This is a genomic window from Pseudomonas sp. TH15 (genome assembly GCF_016651105.1).
In the GTDB taxonomy this organism is placed as follows: Bacteria; Pseudomonadota; Gammaproteobacteria; order Pseudomonadales; family Pseudomonadaceae; genus Aquipseudomonas.
Genome location: NZ_JAEKEL010000001.1, coordinates 1850001 through 1870377, shown reverse-complemented (window position 1 = coordinate 1870377; position 20377 = coordinate 1850001). Strand labels below are relative to the sequence as shown.

13 protein-coding genes and 2 rRNA genes (1 of these 15 running past the window's edge) are annotated in these 20377 nt (G+C 59.1%); 5 read left to right on the top strand and 10 right to left on the bottom strand.

The annotated features are described in order from the left end of the window. The first annotated feature begins 120 nt into the window (after positions 1–120). From JFT87_RS08380 to JFT87_RS08365, 4 genes are all read left to right on the top strand, one after another. Complete coding sequence (locus JFT87_RS08380; RefSeq protein WP_201200372.1) at positions 121–1002, top strand: LysR substrate-binding domain-containing protein; 882 nt, start codon at positions 121–123, stop codon at positions 1000–1002. A 43-nt stretch (positions 1003–1045) separates the two neighbouring features. After that, positions 1046–1621 (top strand): NAD(P)H-dependent oxidoreductase, encoded by a 576-nt coding sequence (locus JFT87_RS08375; protein WP_201200370.1) that lies wholly within the window; start codon positions 1046–1048, stop codon positions 1619–1621. A 46-nt stretch (positions 1622–1667) separates the two neighbouring features. Then, positions 1668–2039: a MerR family transcriptional regulator gene (locus tag JFT87_RS08370; protein ID WP_201200369.1), complete on the top strand. Its 372-nt coding sequence runs from the start codon at positions 1668–1670 to the stop codon at positions 2037–2039. A gap of 109 nt (positions 2040–2148) precedes the next feature. Continuing rightward, a complete protein-coding gene (locus JFT87_RS08365; protein ID WP_201200368.1) occupies positions 2149–2499 on the top strand; it encodes a cupin domain-containing protein in 351 nt (116 codons plus the stop codon). A gap of 266 nt (positions 2500–2765) precedes the next feature. Here the strand turns inward: JFT87_RS08365 and mmsB are convergent, their stop codons facing one another. Together mmsB and JFT87_RS08355 are read right to left on the bottom strand one after the other, a co-directional pair. Beyond that, a complete protein-coding gene (gene mmsB / locus JFT87_RS08360) occupies positions 2766–3653 on the bottom strand; it encodes a 3-hydroxyisobutyrate dehydrogenase (protein ID WP_201200364.1) in 888 nt (295 codons plus the stop codon). A 10-nt stretch (positions 3654–3663) separates the two neighbouring features. Further along, the gene (locus JFT87_RS08355) at positions 3664–5190 is read right to left on the bottom strand and encodes a CoA-acylating methylmalonate-semialdehyde dehydrogenase (RefSeq protein ID WP_201200361.1); all 1527 of its coding nucleotides are present in this window, start codon (positions 5188–5190) and stop codon (positions 3664–3666) included. A gap of 149 nt (positions 5191–5339) precedes the next feature. Here JFT87_RS08355 and JFT87_RS08350 point away from each other — a divergent pair, with 149 nt between their 5' ends. Beyond that, positions 5340–6287 carry a LysR family transcriptional regulator gene (locus JFT87_RS08350; RefSeq protein ID WP_201200360.1) on the top strand — a complete coding sequence of 316 codons (948 nt, stop codon included), beginning with the start codon at positions 5340–5342 and terminating at the stop codon, positions 6285–6287. Here JFT87_RS08350 and JFT87_RS08345 read toward each other — a convergent pair. From JFT87_RS08345 to JFT87_RS08310, 8 genes are all read right to left on the bottom strand, one after another. Then, on the bottom strand, positions 6284–6736 hold the full coding sequence (locus JFT87_RS08345; protein WP_201205122.1) for an OmpA family protein: 453 nt from the start codon (positions 6734–6736) through the stop codon (positions 6284–6286). The two genes, JFT87_RS08350 and JFT87_RS08345, sit on opposite strands and share 4 nt — an antisense overlap. 56 nt (positions 6737–6792) lie before the next feature. Continuing rightward, positions 6793–8061 (bottom strand): diguanylate cyclase domain-containing protein, encoded by a 1269-nt coding sequence (locus JFT87_RS08340; RefSeq protein ID WP_201200358.1) that lies wholly within the window; start codon positions 8059–8061, stop codon positions 6793–6795. Then, entirely contained in the window at positions 8058–8633 is a 576-nt protein-coding gene (locus tag JFT87_RS08335) for a YfiR family protein (RefSeq protein ID WP_201200356.1), read from the bottom strand. Before JFT87_RS08335 ends, JFT87_RS08340 begins: the two co-directional genes overlap by 4 nt. 119 nt (positions 8634–8752) lie before the next feature. Next, positions 8753–10861 carry an exodeoxyribonuclease V subunit alpha gene (recD, locus tag JFT87_RS08330; RefSeq protein ID WP_201200355.1) on the bottom strand — a complete coding sequence of 703 codons (2109 nt, stop codon included), beginning with the start codon at positions 10859–10861 and terminating at the stop codon, positions 8753–8755. Next, positions 10858–14547 (bottom strand): exodeoxyribonuclease V subunit beta, encoded by a 3690-nt coding sequence (recB, locus tag JFT87_RS08325; protein WP_201200354.1) that lies wholly within the window; start codon positions 14545–14547, stop codon positions 10858–10860. Before recB ends, recD begins: the two co-directional genes overlap by 4 nt. Further along, positions 14544–17996 (bottom strand): exodeoxyribonuclease V subunit gamma, encoded by a 3453-nt coding sequence (gene recC / locus JFT87_RS08320; RefSeq protein ID WP_201200352.1) that lies wholly within the window; start codon positions 17994–17996, stop codon positions 14544–14546. The genes recB and recC overlap by 4 nt, the downstream gene beginning before the upstream one ends. 155 nt (positions 17997–18151) lie before the next feature. Beyond that, positions 18152–18267, bottom strand: a 5S ribosomal RNA gene (rrf, locus tag JFT87_RS08315). Between the two features lie 173 nt (positions 18268–18440). Beyond that, positions 18441–20377, bottom strand: a 23S ribosomal RNA gene (locus JFT87_RS08310); it runs 954 nt beyond the window's last position.

Genomic DNA, 20377 nt, shown 5'->3' with positions numbered 1-20377 from the left:
TCAGGCCCCTTCGCGAGCAGGCTCGCTCCCACATTGGATCTGTGGCGAGCACAAACCTGTGGGAGCGAGCCTGCTCGCGAAAGGGCCAGTCCAGTCACTACCAAATCAGAGGCCATCATCATGCACTTCGACCTGACCGACCTGCGTCTCTATCTGAACATCCTCGACACCGGCAACATCACCGCCGGCGCCGGGCTTAGTCATCTGTCCCTGGCTGCCGCCAGCGCGCGCATCCGGGCCATGGAAGCCTCGCTGGGCATCGAGTTTCTACAACGCAATCGCCGCGGCGTCACGCCAACGCCGGCCGGCAAAGCCCTGGCACAACACGCCAGGGTTCTGCTGCAACAGGCTGAACGCATGCAACAGGACCTCGCCGACTATGCCAAAGGGGTCAAAGGCCAGGTGCGGTTGTTGTGCAACACCACCGCGATCACCGAATACCTGCCGGAGTTGCTCGCAGACTTCCTGCGCGAGCACCCTAACCTCGACATCGACCTGCAAGAACTGCCCAGCGCCCGCATCACTCACGCCCTGCGCCAAGGCGCGGCGGATCTGGGGATTGTGTCTGACGCGGTCGACACCAGCGACTTACAGACGCAAGCGTTCCGCGACGATCCACTGGTGCTGATTCTGCCGCTCGACCACCCATTGTCTGACGCCGCCGAGGTCAGTTTCAGCGACGCCTTGCGCCACGACTTTGTAGGACTGAGCGCCGACAGTGCCTTGGCCATCTATCTCGAAGAACAGGCCCTGCACAGCGGCTCGCGAATGCAGGTGCGCATCCGCGCGGATGGCTTCGACGGCGTGATACGCATGGTCGGCCGTGGCGCGGGGCTTGCCATCGTGCCACTGGCCGCTGTCGAACGCGCGGCGTCTCGCACCTTCAAAAGCATTGCCCTTGATGAACCCTGGGCCCGCCGTACCCTGATGCTCTGTGCCAGAGATTTCAGCGCATTGCCGGGCTACGCCAAAGCGTTGTTGCACACCTTGACTCTCCCCTAAGGGGCAGACTTCATCCTTGGCTTTTTCCAGCAGGGACAGTGACATGGGCAAACGCATTCTGTTGATTCTCGGCCATCCTTCGGCGAGCAGTTTCTGCGCCGCGCTTGCCGAGGGTTACGCCCAATCGGCGCTTGAGGCCGGGCATGAGGTGCGGCAGTTGCGACTCGGAGCGCTGGATTTCGATCCGGTGCTGTGTGCAGGTTATCAACAGGTCCAGGCGCTGGAAGATGACTTGAGCGGGGCTCAGTCCGACATCCTCTGGGCCGAACATCTGACGCTGGTTTACCCGATCTGGTGGGGCGGTATTCCGGCGCTGCTCAAAGGTTTTTTTGATCGGGTGCTGCTGCCGGGATTCGCCTTCAAATACCGCAAAGGCAAAGCCTTCCCGGACAAACTGCTGAAGGGCCGCACCGCCCATTTGCTGGTGACGATGGACACACCGCCCTGGTATTACCGCTGGATCTATCGCATGCCCGGCCTGCATGAAGTGCGCAAGACCACCCTCGAGTTCTGTGGGATAAAACCACTGCGCACCCTCACCTTCGGCCCGGTGCTCGACTCAACCGATCAGCAACGACAAACCTGGTTGCAGCAGGCGCAGGCTATCGCCGGTCGTTGAGTCTGCCGATAATGCGCCGCGCGGTCTCACATTAAAAAGGACGTTTATGTACATCGGCCAAGCTGCGCAACGCTCCGGCACCACCATCAAAAGTATCCGTCACTACGAGACGATCGGCCTGCTGCCCAAACCTCGCCGCCATGGCAACTACCGCCTCTACGATCAACAAAGTGTCGAACTGCTGATCTTCATCAAATGCGCCAAAGACATGGGTTTTCGGCTCAAGGAGTTGCAGGCGATCTTCGCTGATCACCACGGTGAGGCGATGCCTTGGGCGCTGGCACGACAGGCCATCGAAGCGAAGAAACGCGAAATCAACGACAGCATGGCCGAGCTCACCCGGCAATACGCGCAACTGGAAGGGTTCGAGGCAACCCTTGAGCACGCCAGAGTCAGTTGCCCGCTGAAAAACCTCTAAGCGGTGCGCGCGCTTCTGAGCACTTCGATGTCGAGCACAGACAACTGAGCAGCGCCCGGGCGCTATAGGGTGCGACTTCATTCCTCAAGTCCACTGCCCGGAGTCCCCCATGACCGCGACCGCACCTATCACCGTTCTTCGCGATACCCACCCGCTGCCGGTGCTCGACGCCTGCAAATGGGAAAAACTCGAAGGCGACCCGCACACCGTCAACCTCAACGCCTATACCAGCGAAGACGGCAGCAAGATCATGGGCACCTGGATCTGCACGCCGGGCAAGTGGTACGTGGAATATGTGAAGTGGGAATACTGCGATTTCCGCGAGGGCTACTGCATCATCACCCCAGAAGGGAAAGAGCCGATCCATCTGCGCGCCGGGGATATCTTCGTCATCGAACCGGGGATGAAAGGCACGTGGGAAGTGGTTGAGACCGTGCGTAAGTATTTTGTGTTTGCCTGATGCAAAAAACCGAGAGACCACCCGACGTGATTTCCCGGCAACACCTACTGCAATTTTTTTCAGTACATCCCAGAGATATCCACACCCCAGAGATATCTGTGGGAATAGAGAACCTGTGGCGAGGGAGTTTACTCCCGCTGGGACGCGAAGCGGCCCCCTGCATTTTTTCAGACATACCGCGTTCGCGGGATTGACGACTGCTGCGCAGCCGAGCGGGAGTAAACTCCCTCGCCACAAAAAGCTCTTTCACCAGAGACTTTGAAAAGTTACTGAGGTTTGCGATAGCTGTTGATGATCGCCGAGAAGTCCTTGCCACCCTCCCCGCGCTGGCTCATCGCCTGATACAACTGCTGCGCCACCGCGCCAAGCACCACCGGTTGGTGCGCCTGACGTGCCGCTTCCGTGGCCAGCCCCAGATCCTTGAGCATCAACTCAGCACCGAAACCGCCGGTATAACCGCGCGAGGCCGGTGCCGTTTCGACGATGCCCGGCCATGGGTTGTACATCTCCGAACTCCAGCAACGCCCGGTCGAGCTGTTGATGATCCCGGCCAACACGCCGGTGTCGATCCCCAGCGCATCGCCCAAGGCCATGGCTTCGCTGACGCCGACCATGGAGATCGCCAGCAGCAGGTTGTTGCAGATCTTGGCGATTTGCCCGGTGCCGACTTCGCCGCAATGGACGATGTTGCGGCCCATCTGCGCCAATACCGGTTGCAGAGTGGCGAACAGTTCAGGGGTGGCGCCGACCATAAAGGTCAGCGTCCCGGCCGTTGCACCACCGGTGCCGCCGGAGACCGGTGCATCGGCCATGGCCACGCCTTGCTTGGCAGCCGCGGCCGCCACTTCGCGTGCCGTTTGCGGATCAATGGTGCTGCAATCCACCGCCGGCACGCCTTTGCCGATACCGGCGAGTACGCCGTCCTCACCGAGCCAGACGCTGCGCACATGCACAGCAGCGGGCAACATGGTGATCACCAGCTCTGCACCTTCTGCGGCCTCGCGGGCCGAAGCGCTGATGCTGCCGCCCAGTTGCTCCAGCTCGGCCAGAACGGTTTTGTTCAGATCGACCAGGTTCAGCGAGTGGCCAGCCTTGATCAGGTTGCGCACCATCGGCGCGCCCATGTTGCCGAGACCGATAAAAGCGATTTTCATGTCCGGCTCCTTAACGCAAGTTGATGGTGGTGTTCACACCGTCGTTGACGCTGTCGTCATCGAACCAGCGACTGGTGACAGTCTTGGTCTGAGTGTAGAACTGCACCACTTGCTTGCCATACGGACCGAGGTCGCCGAGTTTCGAACCGCGGGAACCGGTGAAGCTGAAGAACGGGACCGGCACCGGAATCGGGATATTGATCCCGACCTGGCCGACGTCGATTTCGCTCTGGAATTTACGCGCCGCCGCACCGCTCTGGGTAAACAGGCCCGTGCCGTTGCCGAACGGGTTGGCGTTGACCAGTGCAATCGCCTGATCGAGGGTGTCGACTTCCAGCACCACCAGCACCGGGCCGAAGATTTCCTGGGTGTAGATCTGCATGTCGGTGGTCACGCCGGAGAACAGCGTTGGACCAACAAAGTTACCTTTCTCGAAGCCAGGAACGCTGATTTCGCGACCATCCAATTCCAGCTTCGCGCCTTCCTTGATGCCGCTTTCGATCAGATCCAGAATCCGCGCCTTGGCCTTTTTGGAAATCACTGGACCGACATCGGTGCCCGCCTCGCTACCCGCGTTCACTTTGAGTTTCTGCGCCAGCGCCTTGAGGTCCGGCAGCCATTGCTTGGCCGCGCCCACCAGCACCACCACCGACGTGGCCATGCAACGCTGACCGGCCGCACCGAAACCGGCGCCGACCAACGCATTGAGGGTTTGTTCGCGATTGGCATCCGGCAGCACCACCGCGTGGTTCTTCGCGCCCATCATCGATTGCACGCGTTTGCCGTGTTTGCCGGCCAGGTCGTAGACGTGAGTCCCGACGGCGGTCGAACCGACGAAGGAAACGGCCTTGATGTCTTTATGGGTGCAGAGCGCGTCCACCACATCCTTGCCACCGTGAACCACGTTGAGCACGCCCGCCGGAACACCAGCCTCAATCGCCAGTTCCACCAACAGTACGGTCGACAGCGGATCCTGTTCGGACGGCTTGAGCACGAAGGTGTTGCCGCAGGCGATCGCCATCGGGAACATCCACAGCGGAATCATCGCCGGGAAGTTGAATGGCGTGATGCCGGCGCAAACGCCGATTGGCTGACGCAGGGTGTAGGTATCAACGCCGCCCGCAACGTTTTCGGCGAACTCGCCCATTTGCAGGGTGCCGATGGAGCAAGCATGCTCGACCACTTCCAGGCCACGGAAAATGTCGCCTTCAGCGTCAGCAATGGTTTTGCCTTGCTCGGCACTCAACACCACGGCGATGCGTTTGGAGTGTTCGCGAATCAACGCCTGGAGCTTGAGCATGATGCGCATCCGCGCGCCGATTGGCGTCAGCTTCCAGGTCTGGAAGGCGCGGTGAGCGGCACTGATGGCAGCGTCGACTTCTTGCGCGGTAGCAAACGGAACCTTGGCCAGCACTTGCTGGGTCGCCGGGTTGACGATGTCGTGCCATTCGGTGGTCTGGGACTCGACCCACTCGCCGTTGATCAACAGCTTTACGGTTTGGACGGTGGTTTCGTTTGGCGTGAGCGATGCGTTCATGCTGGTCTCCAATACTTATTGTTATGCAGGGAGCCAAGGCGGGTAAGTCGCCTTGAGATGAGGCGTGTGTCGCGAATTGGTTGTCGGACTGTTTTTGGAGTATAGATGTGCAAACTTCTAATAAGAACGCACATAAAAGCCGGTCCAACATGCAAAAAAACATCACGTCTTTAGGTTCGCTGAACTGGGATGACCTCAAGTTTTTCCTCGAAGTCGCCCGCACCCGCAAGGCCAGCACCGCGGCCAAGCGCCTGGCGGTGGACTACACCACCGTGTCCCGACGCATCAGTTCGCTGGAAGCGGCGTTGGGCACATTGCTGTTCGAGAAGTCCCGGACCAGCGGCTTCGTCCTGACCGCCGAAGGCCAGCGTTTGCTGGGTTACGCCGAGTCGATTGAAAGCACGTTGCACATGGCCTGCGAGCAGGTTTCCGGCTCCGGCGTGGCGTTGTCCGGGCATGTGCGCATGGGTTGCACCGAGGGTTTCGGCAGTTTTTTCATCACCCCGCAGCTGAGCCATTTCGTCGACGCCTACCCGGCGATCTCGGTGGACATCCTGCCGCTGCCGCACTTCATCAGCCTGTCCAAGCGCGAGGCCGACATCGTCATCGCCCTGGAACGCCCGGAGCATGGCCCGTACGTCTGCTGCAAACTCTGCGACTACAAATTGCAGCTGTACGCGACCCAGGATTACCTCGACAAACACCCACCGATCCGCCGCCCGGCGGACTTGGGTAAGCATTCATTCATAAGTTATGTCGATGACCTGGCCTTCAGCTCAGAGCTGCTGTACCTGGCGAACGTGCTGCCCGGCGCCAGCGCCAACCTGCGCAGCACCAGCGTGATCGCGCAGTTCGTGGCGGCGCAACAAGGACGATCACTGGCGATCCTGCCGTGCTTCCTGGCAGCGCAGGACCCACGGCTGCTGCCGGTGTTGCCGGCAGAAATCAACATCACCCGACAGTTCTGGATGTACTGCCGCGAGGATCTGCGCAAGCTCAAGCGGATCACCCTTTTGTGGGATTACATCCGCCAAGTTACAGAGCAAAATCAGGACCTGTTGATGGGGGAAACTCGGGAGATGTTGTTCGCCGATTAATCGGCGATCACCACGATCGACACCCGGCGATTCTCGGTGCGGCCAACGGTCGTGTCATTGGAAGCAACCGGCTCAGTGCTGCCAAGTCCTTGAAGCTTGATGTTCTCTTCCTTCATCCCGACCGCCGTCAGCACGTTGCGAACGCTTTTCGCCCGGCGCAGGGACAACTGCTGGTTGTAAGTCTCTTTGCCCGATGCATCGGTGTGGCCGTCGACCCGCACCCGCTCAATGCCGACACCCAGCAGCGCCTTGCCGATCCGTTGGACGATCTCGGTGCTCTGGGAATTCAGGCTTTCAACGTCGCTGCCGAACAGCACTTTGCCGGACAGGCCAAACGCCCAGCCTTCGTCGGTCAACTCGAAACCTTGTTGCTTGAGTACGGCGATCTGCGCCGGGGTCAGACCTTTTTGTGGCGCGGTCTGGCAACCGGTCAACGCCAATAAGCCCATGAACAGAATGAGAGTGAAAAATCGCAGGGAACGCTGAGGGATTGAGAACACAGAAATTAGCTCCTGGTTTGAATATGGACGACAGGGTGCTCCGACCCGGCCGTGTGCTGTGCGCCTCGGGACAGGCGCTTGGCTTGGTACATCGCCGCATCGGCGGCGTTGAGCAGGGCACCCGGTGTGGCGCCATGATCGGGATAGACGGCAATGCCGATACTGAGTGAGGTCAACACCGAGGTGTTGCCTGGCAACGAAATGGGCGCCGCCATGCTGGCAATGATCTTGTCGGCAATGCGCTCGGCGTCTTCGGTCTTGTGCAACGGCGTCAGCAGGACAGCAAACTCATCGCCGCCCAGACGCGCCACCAGATCCTCTTCGCGCAACTGCGCACGCACCCGCGTGGCCACCGCCACCAGCACGGCATCGCCAGCGGCATGACCGAAGTTGTCGTTGATCTCTTTAAACCGGTCGCTGTCGAGAAACAGCACCGCCATGCGCTCATTGAGCTTGTTGGCATTGCGCAACGCGCGAATCAGCCGACCTTCGAAAAACGCCCGGTTCGGCAATCCGGTAAGGCTGTCATGGCTGGCTTGGTGAGCCAGGGTTTCGTTTTCGCTTTGCAGGTGGGTTTGCCAGGCTTCGAGCTCATCGAGCAATGCATTGAAGTCGTTGCCCAGGTTATCCAGCTCGGCGATGTCGGCCGGCGGCACGCGTTGGTCGAAGGCACGTTCGCTGCGGGCCGCGTGAGCCACGGACGCCAGGCTGCGCAGCGGGCCGGTGATTCCGCGAAGCTGTCGGCGCGCCAGATAAAGCGCGACCCAGGCACTGACCGCCGTACACACGACGATCCCCATCAGCCCGCTGAGCAAGAAGCGCATCAGGCTGCCACCGTGGCCGGTGAGCTGAATGCTGCCGATCTCCTGGCCCTGATGAAGAATGGGCATGCTGATGGGTTTTTCCAGAAAGGCCTTGGCGATCTGCATTTCGAGATCGGAGAACAACCCGGTTTCCGGTCGCTGCCAACGGGCCAGCAGCACACCCTGCTCGTCGAGCACTTGGGCATCGGCGACTTCTTCGGTGGACGCGATCAAAGCCAACGCTTCGGTGGCGGCGACCTTGTCGTTGAACACCACTGCGGCTTCGACGGTGTAGTTGATCGAGCGAGCAATCAGGTGCAGGTTGTGGTCGGCATAGACCCGCAACGCCAGAACCCCGAGCAACGTCAGCGAGACGCTGGCCATGGCCACGCCGACCAGCGCGACGATCAAATGACCGCGACCGATGACCGAACGCAAGGTTGGGCGCTTACCCGATTTGAATAGACTCATGGTGCAGCCGGCTTGCGGCGCGACAGTTGCAGCACGCTGGGGTGAATCCGCACACCACTGCGGGCGACGGAGTCGAGGTTGACCTCGAAGGACACCTGATCGTCGCTGACCCGCAGACAGAAAAGGCTGCCAACGGTGCATTGATCGCTGCCTTCGCTGATGCTCAGCACCGGGCGACCGTTCAACGAGGTGAACAAGCGACTGCGCTCATCGGCGGTCAACTTGCCGATATAGACGGCATCGCACTCACTGGCAATTGCCGGATTGTCGGCCAGTAGTCTGGTTACGGTGACAGGTCGACCGGTGGCCTGGGTCGAGCCCTTGACCAGATCGTCGGTGTATTCGGTCGGACCGACCACACACAGCCGCAACTGCGCAGGCTCCACGGGCCAGCGGGCATAACTGAGAATCCCGAGCACCACTTGGGTGACCGCTTTGGCACGTTGATCGGCCATGCTGACGGCCGTTTCAGGCTGAGCGGACGCGACGCCAGTTAGCAAACAGAGTAGGCCGACAAGCAATACGCGCTTGCAGCCAATAACGCACTCTGTCGCTCGGACAGCCACCTTCATGCAGGATTCTCTTCGATCTTAACGGAATGATGCCGCAACGATAGCACAGCACCGAAACGCCAGCGAGGCCGCGGAACAGGGCACTTCGGACAGATATCCGTCGTCAACCGATTGGCATTTTAAGGGCTAGACTTATCACCCGCCTCCAACTCCAGCATCAACCCGCTCAAACGCTTCACTTTGCGTTGCACGGCCTCCTCGAACACACCGGCACGCGGCTCGATCAGAGTGAACCAGTCCTTGGCCCGGGTGATCCCGGTGTAGATCAGTTCTTTGGTCAGTACCGGGTTCAGGGCATCAGGCAGAATCAACGCTGTGTGGGCAAATTCCGAGCCCTGGGATTTATGCACGGTCATTGCGTACACCGTCTCGACATCGTTGAGTCGGCTCGGCAGAACAAAACGCACGCCACCCTGGCCGTCGTTGCGCGGAAAGGCGACACGCAGTACGTGCTTGCCTGCCTCGGGCCCCTCGCGCTCCGGCAATTTGAGCGCAATGCCAATGTCGCCGTTCATCAAGCCCAGGCCGTAGTCGTTGCGAGTCATCAGCACCGGCCGGCCTTCGTACCACTGCTGATCGCTGTCGATCAGCCGGGCCTTGAGCAAGGCGTCGGTGACTCGTTGATTCAGGCCTTCGACACCCCAAGGCCCTTTGCGTACAGCGCACAACAACTGGAAGGTATCGAAGGCTTGCAACACTTGCCGCGCCCACTCAGTCCAGCGTTTGTCATCAAGGGCGCAGTCAACGGGTGGTCGCTGGTTGCGCAGCAGACTCAGGTAATGCCGATAACCTGGTGGTCCGTCGTTATGGCCGTCCAGCAGCAAACGCTCCAGCGCTTTGTCCTGTTCACCTTTGAGCGGCAGGGAAAACACGTCTTTGTAGTTACGTTCGGCCAACAGCTTGCGAGCTTCATCGGGTTGTTGCTGATTGACCCAACGCGCCAACTGACCAATGCCGCTGCCCTCGCCGAATCGACGTGAGTGTCGCAGCATCACCACTTGCTGGGCCAAGGGATGAGTGCCCTCCAGGTCCTCATGCAAACCGCTGGTCTCGAGACTTTCGCCGCTGACAGCCTCCAGCCACTGGCGAGTCTGCGGGCTGTACCACCCGGCCTCGGCGTCGCGACACAAATCGCCCAACACGGCACCGGCCTCCACGGAGGCCAGTTGGTCCTTGTCACCGAGCAGCACCAGACGCGCATGGGCCGGCAATGCGTCGAGCAAGTTGGCCATCATCTCCAGGTCAATCATCGATGCTTCATCGACGACCAGTACATCCAGTGGCAAGCGATTACCGGCGTGGTGACGGAAATGTCGGGTGCCGGGCCGACTGCCCAGCAAACGGTGCACAGTGGTGACGTCGGACGGAATCTTGTCCCGTACTGCCTCGGCTACCGTCAGGGTTTGTACTTGCTGACTGATGGATTCCGTCAGCCGCGCTGCTGCCTTGCCGGTCGGTGCGGCCAGACGAATACGCAACGGTTTTCCGGCCTCCACGGCAGGCGCCTGGAGCAGCGCCAGCAGTCGCACCACCGTAGTGGTCTTGCCGGTCCCCGGACCGCCGGTGACGATACTGAACGCGCCGCGAGTGGCCAGGGCGCACGCGAGTTTTTGCCAGTCGATCACCTCACCAGGCTTGGCGGGGCCGAACAAACCGGTCAGGCGCTGGAGCAAATCCGCCGGCGTTGCTTCATGTTCCGCCAGGCGTTGACGCAGGGAATTGTCGATGCGCCGTTCATAAGCCCAGTAGCGGCGCAGGTACAGACGCTTGCCCGACAACACCAGGGGCCGATGCCGGGCTTCTTCACAACCGTCTACCGCCAGTGCCACCAGACTGCTGGCGGCCAGTACCTTGCACCAGTGAGCGCCGTCCAGCGCTTCAAGCAATTGTGATGGCAGCAACATCGCGCCACTTTGCAGATCGCCTTCGGGTGGCAGCGACAGGGCGAAATCCGGCGCCTTGAGCGTCTCGAACAAGTCCAGGCAGACATGACCGTGACCGAGCTGGTGACTGGTCAACGCTGCCGCCAGCAACACCAGCGGATCATCATTGGGGGCGAGTTCATGAAGGAAGGCGACGAAGGCCTTGTCCAGGGCACGCAGCCAACCGCGTTCGACCCAACGGGTGAGCAGCAGCAAAAGGTCGTCCGCGCGAGTCAACGGCGCCAGGTCTGCCAGACTTTCGGCCGCCAATGGCGTGGGCAACAAATCGGCGAAGGTGCGGCTCATAGCAGTACTCCCTGTTCCCAGGCGGGCTCGGCCTTGAGTTCCTGCTTGCCCTGGAACAGACGATCCAGACGCTCGATCAATTCCCGAGGCGGACGGGCGAAATAAACGCCCTGGCTGGCCGCTCGCGTTCCGCGCAGGAACAGGTACAACGCGCCACCGACATGTCGGTCGTAGTCATAATCGGGCAGCCGCGCCTTGAGCTGACGGTGCAGGGCCAACAGGTACAACACGTATTGCAGGTCGTAGCGGTTATCGAGGATCGATTGTTCCATGGCTTGCTCGGTATAAGCCGAATCATCGACGCCGAGCCAGTTGGATTTGTAGTCGGCGACGTAGTAACGACCTTCATGCTCGAACGTCAGGTCGATAAAGCCTTTGAACATGCCATTGAGCATCACCGGCTCAGCGGCCACTCGGGCCACGCCGTTGTGGGTGTATTGGCGCACCAGTTCATCGAGTTTGAGCACATCGACTTTATGACTGGCGAACCAGAATTCCATCTCGACCCGGTATTGGTTGAGTTGCTCGAAGACCACTGGAGGCTGCCCTCCGCCGATGTGCAACGGCGATCTGAGCAGGTGCTGCAGCCAGTCACTCAACGTGACGATCCAGCCTTCCCAGCCGCGGCGATTACAGCGACGGCCAACGGCGTCTTCCACCGCTTTTGGCGTTGCGCTGAAGCCTTCATCACCAGCCCATTCCAACAAACCATGGAGAAAGGTGCCGGGGTTCGGACCACGGGGGAAGCGGTGAATGTCAGCGCCGCCAGTGACCACGTCCCGTGGTGCTTCGGGGTCGAGACGTTCGTCGTCAAAGAGTTTTTGCGCTTGCGGGCTTTCCGGTGCTTCGTCAGTGCCCACACTCAAGATGTCGCCAATGCGCAAGGCGCTGTAGGAGGCGATCCACCAGTTTTCACTGGCCTTGCGTTTGGGAATCAACGGCGCGAGTAAAGTCGCTTCATTACGCGGCGGATGGTAATGCTCGCCTGTCGCTTCGGGCATCTCGCTATAACGGAGCGCCGGGCAATCCTCTTGCAAGTCTTCCAGCCAGCGCTTCAGGCCCGCAGGTTCGGCCAGCGCCGCACCACCGCCCAACAGATAACCCAATGCTGACAAGTGCAGCACCGAGCTGTTGTTATTGCCACGCTTGAGGTCAGTCACACCAAGCCAGCAGGCATGCTGCGCGCGGGTCAGCGCCACATAGAGCAAGCGCAAATCCTCGGCCAGTCGCTCGTCATCGGCCTGGGCGATCAACTCGGCTGTCGGCCTCAGGGTCACCTGGGCTTTGCCCGTGGCGTCGTGGTAATGCAGTGGTAAACGACTGCCATCCACCGGTTTCGCCGAACAGATGAAAGGCAAAAATACCAAGGGGTACTCAAGCCCCTTCGACTTGTGAATAGTTACGACCTTGACCAGTTGTTCGTCGCTTTCCAGGCGCAGGATTTGCTCCTCACCCGCCTGACCGGACAGTGCCAAGTGCTCGGACAAATGGCGGATCAGGGCTTGTTCGCCATCGAGTTCGGCGGCGGCTTGTTGCAGTAATTCAGACAGGTGCAGCAGGTTGGTCAGCACGCGCTCGCCGTCACTGCGGGTGATCAATGCCTGGGGCAGTTTGAAGTCATGCAGTAAACGACGCAGCATCGGCAGCACGCCCTGCTTGCGCCAGATCTCGCGATAACGGCGGAACTGCATGACCCGTGCTTCCCAGGCCAGTTCGTCCTGATTCAACCGCTCAAGTTCGGCCAGCGAGAGGTTCAGCGTGATGCAGGCCAATGCGGCCCGCAGTGGACGCTCGACATCCGGTTCGGCGCAGGCCTTGAGCCAGGTCAGCAGGTCGTGCGCTTCCTGGGCGGCGAACACCGAGTCCTTGTCCGACAGATACACGCTGCGCACACCGCGGGCAGAGAGTTCGCCACGCACGGCCTGGGCCTCTTTACCGTCGCGTACCAGAATCGCGATATCCGCGGGTAGCAGGCCTCTGAAGTCCTTGCCGTCCTGTATGAAGCCGGCACGACCTTGTTGCCCGCCATTGAGCAGAGCGCTGATTTCACTGGCGCAAGCGCCAGCCAGTTGTTGTCGGTACACCACGCCGGACAGCGGCTGATCTGCGGACAGATGCCAGATATTCAGCGCCGGCACGCTCTGACCATCAACGTGCAGAACTTCTTTGCGACCCTGGGATTCGACAGGCAGGAAAGGTACCGGGTTTTCGCCGCTTTTCTCGCGAAAAAGGAATGCACCGCGCCCGGTCTCACGAGACTCCGCGCGTTCGAAAACATGGTTTACGGCATCGACCATGCCATGGCTTGAACGGAAGTTGGTGCCCAATGTATGCAGACGGCCGGTGGTGGCCTGACGAGCACGCAGATAGGTGTAGATGTCGGCGCCGCGGAAGGCGTAGATCGCCTGCTTCGGGTCGCCGATCAGGAACAGACCACACTCGGGATTGTTTTCTTCGATGCGATAGATGCTTTCGAAGATGCGGTACTGCACCGGGTCGGTGTCCTGGAATTCGTCGATCAACGCCACCGGAAACTGTTCGCGAATCAGGGTGGAGAGGCGCTCACCACCGTCGGACTGCAACGCTGCGTCGAGGCGCAGCAACATGTCATCGAAACCCATTTCCGCACGGCGACGTTTTTCCTCTTCGAACCGGGCACCTACCCACTGAGCAGCGTGTTGCAGAACCGCAGCGTCAGGCGTCGGCAAACTGTCGAGACTGACCTTGAGGCCAGGCATAGCGTCTAGCCCGGGATGATGAGGTGCTTCGCCTTTCCAGGCTTCGGCCATGCCATCGTTGGTCAGGCGAGTGAAGCCGGTGCCGATGTCCAGTTGTTCGAGGGCCTCGTCGTCGGCCCAGGCCTTGAGCTTTTCGAACCAGGGTTCGAAGTAGCGCGCCTGCATCTTGCGCCCGTCGACGCTTTTACTCGCCACGCCTTGGTGACAGATCGCCAGCAATTCGTCCGCCCATTGGCGCCACGGCATCTTCAGTTCGAGCAGCGCCGTGCGCCGTTCGAGCAGGCACTCGGCAATGAGCTCGGCAGGTTCTTTTCCTTCAACGCTCTCGCGTTCGCTGGCGAACAGCCCTCGCACCCGCGGCAGCAATGCCGCAGGACCACCCCAATTGCCGCGAACCCAGTTCAGCGCATCGCCCTGCATCGGGTAACAGAACAGCCGCCAGTAATCGCGCAGGACTTCGCCCAGCAGATCGCTGTGATCAGTTTCCAGGGTCTGAGTGAATAGACTGCCGCTGTCGAAGGCATGCTCGCGCAGCATGCGCTGGCACCAACTGTGAATGGTCGACACAGCCGCTTCGTCCATCCATTGAGCAGCGATGTCCAGACGGTTTGCGCAACCGGACCATTGCTCGGGAAGGAACTGCTCCCTCAACTCTGCAATCAGGCTGTCCGGCGCGGGGGTCTCTTCCCGGAAAAACCGTGCGGCTTCGGCCAGGCGGGTGCGAATACGCTCGCGCAGTTCTTTGGTGGCGGCGTCGGTGAAGGTCACGACGAGGATTTGCGGCGGTAACAGCTCACGCCCGAAACCACTCGACTCGCCGCCATGGCCAAGGACCAGACGCAGATATAGCGCGGAGATGGTGAAGGTCTTGCCGGTCCCGGCGCTGGCCTCGATCAGTTGGCTGCCGCGCAGAGGAAAGGCCAGGGCCAACGGTGTCTTCGTCGTCATGAGCGCGCGCCCTCGCTGGTCAGTGAGCGCCAAGGGGCTTCGAGCAGTGGCCGGTACAAAGCGTCGCACCAATCGGTGAAGGTCTCGTCGGCAGTCAGGCTGTCATAGTCGGCGAATTGCCGGGTGAGTGCCGGGCTTTCGCGGCGCTCACCATCGGTAGTCTGACCATCGCCTTCGTAGGCTTTTCGCGCGGCGGCTTCGGCTTTGACCGGGTCGGTTTGACTGAGCCAGGCGAAGGCAGTTTTCACCGCGATGGGCAACGGTTGACGCATACCTGTTTGCCAGGCCAGCAGCAGGTTACCGAGGATCTGAAATGCGGCATCCTTTTCCAAAGGTTCCAGCAGCAAGCTGTCGTCGCTGGCGACCAGCGCGGTGGTCATCGATATGCCGCTGGCGCAGGCGACCAAGTGATTGACCCAGGGCCGCGTCAAGCGATGCCATTTGCGAGTCTTGATCGAGCCGATACTGTTGGGAATCGTGGTGACCGACAGCAAGCCACCGTCTGCGCGTTGATGCAGGCCACTGAGCCAGCCTTCAAGACGCAAGCCGTGCAATTCCAGACTCACCGGCAAGGCACTGGCGAGCAGTGTCGGCCATAACGTCAGGAGTTGTTGATAACGTTGCAGCAGATCCGGCAGTGGCTCGATCAACTCTCGTTGAAGACATTCGCCGAAACCGGCCATGGGCAGCAGGCCGCTGTTTTGCAGGCGTATGGCCTGTGCTTCCAACGCTTGATCGGAGTGATCCAGCTGACTCAGTGCTGCTTCGAGCAAACTGTCGCTGAGGCTGTAGCGTTGCAGCGCGTCGAGAACGAAGGGTTCTTCATCGGCCAAAGGGACTTCGGCCGCTTCAAAGAACACCTTGAGCCGCTGGCTGAAGAAGTGTCGTACGGGATTGCGCAGGAAATCCTGCAATTGCCCCAAGCCCAGCGGCTCCTCCTGAATGTAGGGTTCGAGGACCTCGACATCAGTTGCTTGCTCACTGGCTTGATGAAGCACTTGCCACTCGCTGGCGTAGCTGAACAGCGCATCGCCTTCGTGAAAGTAGCGGGCGCTGAACGGTTGCAGGGGATGTTCCTGTGTCATTGCCTCAAGCAAATCATCGGCGTCGCCCTCCAGCCGCCAACCGCTGGCGAGATGATCGCGCAATTGGCCAATCAGTACCGATGCCGGCCGCTCGCTGTTATCGCGAATGCTGCGGCCTACCCAGCTGATATAGAGCTGATTGCGGGCGGACAACAGAGCCTCCAACAGGAGGTAGCGGTCATCTTCACGCCGGGAGCGATCGCCGGGGCGGTAATCACTGCCCATCAGGTCAAAGTCCAGCGGCGGTTGCGCTCGAGGGTAATCTCCATCATTCATGCCGAGCAGACAAACCAGTTTGAACGGGATCGCCCGCATCGGCATGAGCGTGCAAAAGTTGACTGCACCGGCTAGAAAGCGCTGGGACAAGCGGCCTTGGTCAAGACCGGCCAACCAGGCTTCACGGACTACGGTTAACGGTAACTTGTCCTGCAATCCCACTGATTCACAGGTATCGAGCCAGGTTTCACGCAGCTCTTCGAGTTGAGCCAGCAAGTAGTCGTCGTGCTCGTTACTGGCCTTGAAAAACAGCTGAACCAGCCCTTGCAAACGCACGCCCCACTCTTTTGGAGCAGCCGGCTGCGTAAGTTCTTGATGCGCAATCTCCAGCGCGTCGAGCAGAGCCACCAACGGACCGATGAGCGCAGCATCCAGCCCACCAATTTCGTCATAGGGTTCTATACCTTCGCAGGCACTGGCGCTGCCGACCGCGTAACCCAGCAGCATTCGCCGAAGACCGAAACGCCAACTGTTTTGCTCCAACTCCTCGGGTAGACCAAGGCCCGCGCGTTGCTCAGCATTCATTCCCCAGCGGATGCCGGCACCTTCGATCCAGCGGTGCAGCGTTGGCAGGTCACGCTCTTCGACGCCGAACCGAGCACGGAGTGCGGGTACGTCCAGCAGATCGAGAATCTCGCTAACCGGGAAACGACTGTCCGGCAGCTTGAGCAGGTGTTCGACAGCAATCAGTAACGGATCACGGCCGCGTTGCCCCTGATCCGCCAAAGTGAAGGGAATGAAACGCTGATCGTTGCGCTCTAGCTGACCAAACACCGCGCGGATGTGCGGAGCGTAGCTGTCAATGTCCGGAACCATCACGATCACGTCGCGAGGTCTTAAATCCGGATTAGCACTGAAACGCTCGAGCAGTTGATCGTGAAGGATTTCCACTTCTCGCTGGGCGCTATGGGCGATGTGAAAACGGATCGATTTATCGATGTGTGGATCGACGGCCAGCCAATGCTCGCGGGTTTCGTTTAAAGGACGCAGTTCCAGGATGTCGTCCTGCAACTGATTGAGCATATTTTGTGGTTGGCTATCGCTGAACAGGTCGATGCGACCATCACGAAATGCCGCGCGATAGCTGCCGGGATCGTCATAGCTGTCGAGCAGATTGATGTAGTCCCGTCCCTGCTTGCCCCACGCGGCCAATAGGGGGTGAGCGTGTTGGTGAAGGGTTTGCGGGTCGAGTACAACCGGCATGCCGCTTTTGCGCGCCTGACGCTTGTATTGATGCCGCAACAGGTCTTTATCGGCGACGATGTCTGCCCAATGGTGACGACATGGGTTGTGAACGCACAGCAAGACCTGGCTGAATCGAGCCAGTCCGGCGAGTGCTTCCAGTGCTTGAGCGGGCAGCGAAGAGATCCCGAAAACGATCACCCGGGACGGTAATCCATCTGGCGCGGAGTCGAGACGGTTGATGCGTTCGATAAACCGTTGGTGAACGCCGGCACGGCTTTGGGCCATGCCTTGTTCCCCTACATCCAACAGTAGCGCACGCCACAGCTCTGCCTGCCAGCAGTTGGCCGGGGTTAGCGCCTTGGCTTCCCCTCTGCCATTACGTAGTTGATGTCGACCTTCTGCCCAATCCTCCAGCCAGTCGGCACGGTACACCTGGTATTGATCGAACAGATCCGCCAGACGCTCGGACAACTGATAGCGTTTACGCAAATCGGTGTCATGAGTGAGGAAGCGTTGCAGGGGTTCGAAATAAGGTTGGTCGATTAGCTGCGGTAGCAGGCGCATCAGACGCCAGGTCAGCGGCGCTTTATCGAGCAGGGATTTCACCGGGATTTCGTCACGACCCAGGACCATGCGATAGAGCTGCCACATGAAGCTACCCGGCAATTGCACATCGATTGCCGCCGCGATGCCACAACCGCCCATATCGTCGTCTTCAGGGTCTTCGGCCAGTGCGAGCTTCAGCCATTGAGCGATACCGTTGCTCTGCACCAAGGCGATTTCATTTTCCAGGGGAGCCAACGGGTAGTGCCGCATTACGCTGATCACAAGGCTACGCAGTTCATCCAAACTGTTGCTTTGAACCACCATAAAACCAGCATTGAGGGACGCGGCGTCCGGCATAAGGCTTCCTTGGGAAAATACAAAAGCTAGGGCCGAACCTTAGCACTGTCGGGAGACTGTGACAGCCGGGAGCCGTCTGAAGATGCTGTATGAACTTTCCTGCGGGCAAAACAAAACCCCTACCTGCATACGCAGATAGGGGTTTCGGAATTTAATCTTGACGATGACCTACTCTCACATGGGGAAACCCCACACTACCATCGGCGATGCATCGTTTCACTGCTGAGTTCGGGATGGGATCAGGTGGTTCCAATGCTCTATGGTCGTCAAGAAATTCGGTAGCCAGGTCGTTCTCCTTACGGAGTACGCTCCAGCGAATGGGTATGTGATAGATCTCGGTGTTTTGTGAGTGTCTCGAACTTTCGGTTCGTTTCGTCTTCACACACCGCAATCTGGTGCTCTTTCGCTTTTCAGCTCGAAGCAAGCAAATTGCTTGGGTGTTATATGGTCAAGCCTCACGGGCAATTAGTATTGGTTAGCTCAACGCCTCACAGCGCTTACACACCCAACCTATCAACGTCGTAGTCTTCGACGGCCCTTCAGGGGACTCAAGGTCCCAGTGAGATCTCATCTTGAGGCTAGTTTCCCGCTTAGATGCTTTCAGCGGTTATCTATTCCGAACATAGCTACCCGGCAATGCCACTGGCGTGACAACCGGAACACCAGAGGTTCGTCCACTCCGGTCCTCTCGTACTAGGAGCAGCCCCTCTCAAATCTCAAACGTCCACGGCAGATAGGGACCGAACTGTCTCACGACGTTCTAAACCCAGCTCGCGTACCACTTTAAATGGCGAACAGCCATACCCTTGGGACCGGCTTCAGCCCCAGGATGTGATGAGCCGACATCGAGGTGCCAAACACCGCCGTCGATATGAACTCTTGGGCGGTATCAGCCTGTTATCCCCGGAGTACCTTTTATCCGTTGAGCGATGGCCCTTCCATACAGAACCACCGGATCACTAAGACCTACTTTCGTACCTGCTCGACGTGTCTGTCTCGCAGTCAAGCGCGCTTTTGCCTTTATACTCTACGACCGATTTCCGACCGGTCTGAGCGCACCTTCGTACTCCTCCGTTACTCTTTAGGAGGAGACCGCCCCAGTCAAACTACCCACCATACACTGTCCTCGATCCGGATAACGGACCTGAGTTAGAACCTCAAAGTTGCCAGGGTGGTATTTCAAGGTTGGCTCCACGCGAACTGGCGTCCACGCTTCAAAGCCTCCCACCTATCCTACACAAGCAAATTCAAAGTCCAGTGCAAAGCTATAGTAAAGGTTCACGGGGTCTTTCCGTCTAGCCGCGGATACACTGCATCTTCACAGCGATTTCAATTTCACTGAGTCTCGGGTGGAGACAGCGCCGCCATCGTTACGCCATTCGTGCAGGTCGGAACTTACCCGACAAGGAATTTCGCTACCTTAGGACCGTTATAGTTACGGCCGCCGTTTACCGGGGCTTCGATCAAGAGCTTCGCGTTAGCTAACCCCATCAATTAACCTTCCGGCACCGGGCAGGCGTCACACCCTATACGTCCACTTTCGTGTTTGCAGAGTGCTGTGTTTTTAATAAACAGTCGCAGCGGCCTGGTATCTTCGACCGGCATGGGCTTACGCAGTAAATGCTTCACCCTCACCGGCGCACCTTCTCCCGAAGTTACGGTGCCATTTTGCCTAGTTCCTTCACCCGAGTTCTCTCAAGCGCCTTGGTATTCTCTACCCAACCACCTGTGTCGGTTTGGGGTACGGTTCCTGGTTACCTGAAGCTTAGAAGCTTTTCTTGGAAGCATGGCATCAACCACTTCGTGTTCTAAAAGAACACTCGTCATCAGCTCTCGGCCTTAGAATCCCGGATTTACCTAAGATTCCAGCCTACCACCTTAAACTTGGACAACCAACGCCAAGCTGGCCTAGCCTTCTCCGTCCCTCCATCGCAATAACCAGAAGTACAGGAATATTAACCTGTTTTCCATCGACTACGCTTTTCAGCCTCGCCTTAGGGACCGACTAACCCTGCGTCGATTAACGTTGCGCAGGAAACCTTGGTCTTTCGGCGTGGGTGTTTTTCACACCCATTGTCGTTACTCATGTCAGCATTCGCACTTCTGATACCTCCAGCAAGCTTCTCAACTCACCTTCACAGGCTTACAGAACGCTCCTCTACCGCATCACCTAAGTGATACCCGTAGCTTCGGTGTATGGTTTGAGCCCCGTTACATCTTCCGCGCAGGCCGACTCGACTAGTGAGCTATTACGCTTTCTTTAAAGGGTGGCTGCTTCTAAGCCAACCTCCTAGCTGTCTAAGCCTTCCCACATCGTTTCCCACTTAACCATAACTTTGGGACCTTAGCTGACGGTCTGGGTTGTTTCCCTTTTCACGACG